Below are 2,806 nucleotides of genomic sequence, written 5' to 3' on the forward strand. Positions count from 1 at the left end.
GCCTTCGGGACATCGTCTGGTAGCCACTCAGCGGGATACGCCGCCGGGGAGAGCGAATCGACCACGAGACCGAGGTTCTCCGCTGCTTCCGGGGGGATAGTGTCGAAATCCCCGCTTACATTCAAGACGAGTGCGCTGGGGGCGTACTCGTCGCGTATCGATTCGAGGTCCGACGGCAGTGTGCGCGTCTCAAACATTTCCTCAGGCGAGGCTCATCCCGACGAGCACGACGGCCAACACGGCCGACACGCCGACGGTACCGAGCACGATTTTCGTCGCTTGGCTCATAGTGGCACGATTACTACCCCCGACGCTTAAAGTTGTACAGTCTGACGTCGGGCGAATCTCCACTCGAAACGAAGGGGTTCGGGGACGGGACCCACGGTCCGTCGTCACACTGTTCATATTTCTAATAGAACCTGCGAAAGGTCACAAAACGGAGCGGAGCGGGTGGAACGAACCGAATCGAACCGTCTCAGGGGACGAGTTGTTCGCCGTCGTCGTCGATAATGCGAATCGCTTCGACGGGACAGACGCGGGCGGCGAACTTCGCGTCGAACTCGGCGTCCTCGGGAATCTCGCGGACGAACACGTCGTCGTCGGCCTCCGCTGCGCCTTCGAGGTCAGCCTTGCCGTCGTCGAGATTCTTCTGGAACGCGTCCCACTCGTCGACACACTGGAAGATACCAATGCAGGTGTCGCGGTCGTACTCGACTCTCATACCATCATTTTCCGCCGGGCCGTACATAGCCCTGCCGACGCTCGGCGGCGAAAGAGCCGGGTTGGTACGAGCGCGACGACCCGATGCCTTAAACCGAAGGACGGACCAAGGGGGATGCAATGCGAACAGCGGACCTGACGGGCCTGCCGACGGGGATTCCCGAGGCCCTCCACGACGAGGGCATCGAGGAGTTGTACCCGCCGCAGGCCGAGGCCGTCGAGGCCGGCCTGACCGACGGTGAGAGTCTCGTCGCCGCCGTCCCGACGGCAAGCGGAAAGACGCTCGTCGCCGAACTCGCGATGCTATCGAGCGTCGCACGCGGCGTCCCCGAGCCGCGCTCGGATGGCTCGGGAGAACTTCCCAGCGGTTCTACCGGTGGGAAAGCACTCTACATCGTCCCGCTCAGAGCGCTCGCCTCGGAGAAGAAAGCCGAGTTCGAGCGGTGGGAGGAGTACGGCATCGACGTGGGCGTCTCGACCGGCAACTACGAGTCCAGCGGCGAATGGCTCTCCTCGCGCGATATCATCGTCGCGACCTCCGAGAAGGTGGACTCGCTCGTCCGAAACAACGCGGCGTGGCTGGAGCAACTCACCTGCGTCGTCTCCGACGAAGTTCACCTCGTCGACGACCGCCACCGAGGTCCGACACTCGAAGTCACGCTGGCGAAGCTTCGCCGACTTAACCCGGACTTACAGGTGGTCGCCCTCTCGGCGACCGTCGGCAACGCGGGCGAGGTGGCGGACTGGCTGGACGCCGAGCTCGTCCACTCCGACTGGCGACCCATCGACCTCAAGATGGGCGTCCACTACGGCAACGCAATCTCGTTCGACGACGGGAGCCAACGCGAGGTTCCCGTCGGGCGCGGCGAGCGGCAGGCACCGGCGCTCGTCGCCGACGCGCTCGACGGCGACGACGACGACGACCAGGGTTCGTCGCTCGTCTTCGTCAACTCTCGACGCAACGCGGAGTCCGCGGCCCGGCGGATGGCCGACGTAACAGAACAGTACATCACCGGCGACGAACGCGGCGAACTCGCGCAGTTGGCCGCCGAGATACGCGACGTGTCCGACACCGAAACTTCCGAGGACCTCGCCAAAGCCGTCGCCAAGGGTGCGGCGTTCCATCACGCCGGTCTCGCCTCGGAGCACCGAACCCTCGTTGAAGACGCCTTTCGCGACCGACTCATCAAGTGCATCTGCGCGACGCCGACGCTCGCCGCCGGTGTCAACACGCCGAGTCGTCGTGTCATCATCCGCGACTGGCAGCGCTACGACGGCGACTACGGCGGGATGAAACCGCTCGACGTACTCGAAGTACATCAGATGATGGGTCGCGCCGGTCGCCCCGGTCTCGACCCCTACGGCGAGGCGGTGCTACTCGCCAACGACGCCGACACCCGCGACGAACTGTTCGAGCGGTACATCTGGGCCGAAGCGGAGGACGTCCGCTCGAAACTGGCGGCCGAACCCGCGCTTCGGACGCACCTCCTCGCAACCGTCGCATCCGGGTTCGCCCACACCCGCGAGGGATTGCTCGAATTCCTCGACCAGACGCTCTACGCCACGCAGACCGACGACCCGGAGCGATTGGGACGGGTGACAGACCGCGTGCTCGACTACCTCGAAGTGAACGGCTTCATCGAGTTTGAGGGCGAAAGAATTCAGGCGACACCCGTCGGTCACACCGTCTCGCGGCTCTATCTGGACCCGATGAGCGCCGCCGAAATCATCGACGGTCTCGAATGGGGTGCGAAGCACCGCTCCGAGAAACTTCGCGCACTGGCCGGAGAGACGCCCGAGAAGCCCAAACAGAAGACGGACGCAGACGCTGACGATGCCCCCGGCGGATTCCAGCGGGCGAGCGAGATGGTCTCGACAGGCGACGGTGGCGGAAGCGACGACGGTGCCGACGACAGCGGAAGCGGCGACAGTGGAAGCAACGACGGTGCCGACAACGGTACCGACGACGAGTTCGAAACCGACCAGACCTACCCGACCCCGCTCGGTCTCTATCACCTCGTCTGCCGGACGCCGGATATGTACCAGTTGTACCTGAAATCCGGCGACCGAGAGACCTACACCGAAC

General features: G+C 64.5%; 4 protein-coding genes. 1 reads left to right on the top strand and 3 read right to left on the bottom strand.

Going from position 1 to position 2,806, the window contains the following annotated elements; translation table 11 throughout:
- The 3 genes from QT222_RS03270 to QT222_RS03280 all read right to left on the bottom strand — a co-directional run.
- Positions 1–197 (bottom strand): DUF7089 family protein (locus QT222_RS03270; RefSeq protein ID WP_491476296.1); only part of this gene is annotated, 197 nt, incomplete at its 3' end.
- A gap of 4 nt (positions 198–201) precedes the next feature.
- Entirely contained in the window at positions 202–405 is a 204-nt protein-coding gene (locus QT222_RS03275; protein WP_152418704.1) for a hypothetical protein, read from the bottom strand.
- 70 nt (positions 406–475) lie between these two features.
- Positions 476–721: a ferredoxin gene (locus tag QT222_RS03280; RefSeq protein WP_004058813.1), complete on the bottom strand. Its 246-nt coding sequence runs from the start codon at positions 719–721 to the stop codon at positions 476–478.
- A gap of 119 nt (positions 722–840) precedes the next feature.
- Between QT222_RS03280 and QT222_RS03285 the strand changes: the two genes are divergently transcribed.
- The coding region (locus QT222_RS03285; protein WP_491476297.1) for an ATP-dependent DNA helicase at positions 841–2,806 on the top strand (1,966 nt) is incomplete at its 3' end.

It is taken from the genome of Haloferax sp. s1 (genome assembly GCF_058382125.1).